Here is a 2,905-nt window from a genome sequence, read left to right on the forward strand (position 1 = left end):
CACGACAGCCGCCGGCGCCCCCGCTCCCAACTTCTCCCGCACCCCCGCCACCGCCCCCGGCAGCACCGCGAGGAAACGTTCGACGTCCTCCGCCGTCGTGCCCGGCGGCAACGACACCCGCACGTTTCCCTCACTCAGCACCCCCATCGCCTTCAGCACATGGCTGGGCGTCAGCGTGCTGCTCGTGCAGGACGATCCGGACGAGACGGAGAAACCGGCGCGATCCAGTTCGTGCAGGAGAGTCTCTCCGTCGACATAGAGACAGGAGAAGGTGACGATCCCGGGCAGTCGCCGTACCGGATCGCCGACCACGTCCACGTCCGGCACCAGCTGCGGCACCCGCGCCCTGATCCGCTCCGTCAGCTCCCGCAGCCGTAGCGCCTCCTCGGTCGCCTCAATGCGGACCGCGCGCAGGGAGGCCGCCGCGGCCACGATCGCCGGGATGTTCTCGAAGCCGGGGGAGCGCCCCGACTCCCGTTCGTCGACGGGGCCTTGGGCCGCGAAGCGCACGCCCTTGCGTACCGCCAGCAGTCCGACCCCGGCCGGGCCGCCCCACTTGTGCGCGCTCGCCGTGAGCAGCGACCACGCGCCCTCGACCGGCCCCCACCCCAGCGACTGCGCCGCGTCGACCAGCAGCGGCACCCCGGCCGCCCGGCACACCTCGGCCACCTCGGCGACCGGCTGTACGGTCCCCACCTCGTGGTTGGCCGACTGGAGACAGGCCAGCGCGGTGTCCGGGCGCAGGGCCTCGCCGTAGGCCCGCGCGCTCGCCGCGCCCGTCCGGTCCACGGGAACCTCGGTCACCGAACCGCCCGCCGCCACCAGGCTCTCGGCCGAATGGAGCACGGAAGAGTGTTCAACCGCTGACACGATCAGGTGACGTCCGACGCGCCGCCGCCCTGCCAGAGCCCCCGCAATTCCCGTGTGTACGGCCCGAGTCCCCGAGGTGGTGAACACCAGCTCGTCGGGCCTGCACCCGACGGCCTCGGCAGCGGCCTCCCGCGCGGCATCGAGCAGAAGCCGTGCCTTACGTCCCTCCCGGTACAACCGAGCGGGGTCCGCCCACCCCTCGTCCAGAGACGCCAACAAGGCCTGCCGGGCTACCGGATGGAGGGGAGCGGAGGAGGCCGCATCAAAGTAGGACACACGGCAACGTTAGAACGCGGGTGAGCAAAAGAGGGGCGCGGGACTGTGACATAGCGGCTCCGCCGCGGGGCGCGAGCAACCACAACGCACCCGCACTCGCCCAAATCACCCCAACCCCCGAGCTATTAGGCGCCCGGAGTAACCCCCGGCGCGTATGCCACCCTCCCCGCGAACCCCCGGAAGGCGTCGGCTAGGGTTTGGTCCGCATAAACATCCAAACCCCTGCCCGACGCAGGGCGGCGACCGACCCGCGTGAAGGCAGGCCGCAGCCAATCCGCGCGGGCGAGACTCTCGGGAAGGCGCTACGTGAGTCCCAACGGCTCCGACCGCTCGCCGCGGCGCCCGATGCGGCGGAAGCTGCTGCAGGCAATGACTGCGGGCCTGGTCCTGGCGACCGCGACCGGTTGCACATCCAAGGACTTCCCTCGCCTTGGTTTCCCCACCCCGACCACGGAGGAGGGTCCGCGGATCCTCTCCCTGTGGCAGGGATCCTGGGCTGCCGCGCTCGCCGTCGGCGTCCTGGTGTGGGCCCTGATCATGTGGAGCGTCGTGTTCCACAGGCGCAGCCGCACCAAGGTCGAGATCCCCCCGCAGACCCGGTACAACATGCCCATCGAGGCGCTGTACACGGTTGTTCCGCTCATCATCGTCTCGGTGTTGTTCTACTTCACGGCCCGCGATGAGACGAAGCTCCTGAGCCTCGACAAGAAGCCCGACGTGACGGTCAACGTCGTGGGCTTCCAGTGGAGCTGGGGCTTCAACTACATCGAGAACGTCGACGGTGTCAGTGGTGACGCGACGACCGACAAGAACCTGGCCGCCATTCCGGACCGGTTCAAGAAGGACTTCCCGGCTAACGCCGGCGGTGTCTACGACGTCGGTACGCCCGCCACGAAGAACCCGCAGACCGGTAACCCGGGTCCGACCCTCTGGCTCCCCAAGGGCGAGACGGTCCGCTTCGTGCTCACCTCGCGTGACGTCATCCACGACTTCTGGGTGGTGCCGTTCCTCATGAAGATGGACGTCGTCCCGGGTCACACCAACGCCTTCCAGGTGACTCCCACCAAGGAAGGCACCTACCTCGGCAAGTGCGCCGAGCTCTGCGGTGTCGACCACTCCCGGATGCTGTTCAACGTGAAGGTCGTCTCCCCCGAGCTTTACCAGCAGCACCTCAAGGACCTCGCCAAGAAGGGGCAGACCGGTTACATCCCCGCTGGCATCGCGCAGACGAGCCACGAGAAGAACCGGGAGACGAACAACCTGTGAGCATCCTCAACGAACCTCAGGGTGCCGCGGCAGCAGAGTCCCACTACGCGGATGAGCTGCCGGTAAGGCGCAAGCAACCCGGCAACGTCGTGATCAAGTGGCTCACCACCACCGACCACAAGACGATCGGCACGCTGTATCTGGTCACGTCGTTCGCGTTCTTCCTGATCGGCGGCGTCATGGCGCTGCTGATGCGCGCCGAGCTGGCGCGGCCGGGTCTGCAGATCCTGTCGAGCGAGCAGTTCAACCAGGCGTTCACGATGCACGGCACGATCATGCTGCTGATGTTCGCGACGCCGCTGTTCGCCGGTTTCACGAACTGGATCATGCCGCTGCAGATCGGCGCGCCCGACGTGGCGTTCCCGCGGCTGAACATGTTCGCCTACTGGCTCTACCTGTTCGGCTCGACGATCGCGGTCGGTGGCTTCCTCACCCCGCAGGGTGCGGCCGACTTCGGCTGGTTCGCCTACAGCCCGCTGTCGGACGCGGTCCG

Annotated in this window: 3 protein-coding genes; 2 read left to right on the top strand and 1 reads right to left on the bottom strand. The window is 68.3% G+C overall.

Going from position 1 to position 2,905, the window contains the following annotated elements:
- Positions 1-1,146 (bottom strand): aminotransferase class V-fold PLP-dependent enzyme (locus tag JHN45_RS51365; protein WP_201056367.1); only part of this gene is annotated, 1,146 nt, incomplete at its 3' end.
- 306 nt (positions 1,147-1,452) lie between these two features.
- Between JHN45_RS51365 and coxB the strand changes: the two genes are divergently transcribed.
- Both coxB and JHN45_RS51375 read left to right on the top strand, forming a co-directional pair.
- On the top strand, positions 1,453-2,412 hold the full coding sequence (gene coxB / locus JHN45_RS51370; RefSeq protein ID WP_200717620.1) for a cytochrome c oxidase subunit II: 960 nt from the start codon (positions 1,453-1,455) through the stop codon (positions 2,410-2,412).
- Positions 2,409-2,905 (top strand): cbb3-type cytochrome c oxidase subunit I (locus tag JHN45_RS51375; protein WP_201056369.1); only part of this gene is annotated, 497 nt, incomplete at its 3' end. The genes coxB and JHN45_RS51375, both read left to right, overlap by 4 nt.

This window comes from Streptomyces sp. MBT53, from assembly GCF_016654115.1.
Lineage (GTDB): Bacteria > Actinomycetota > Actinomycetes > Streptomycetales > Streptomycetaceae > Streptomyces.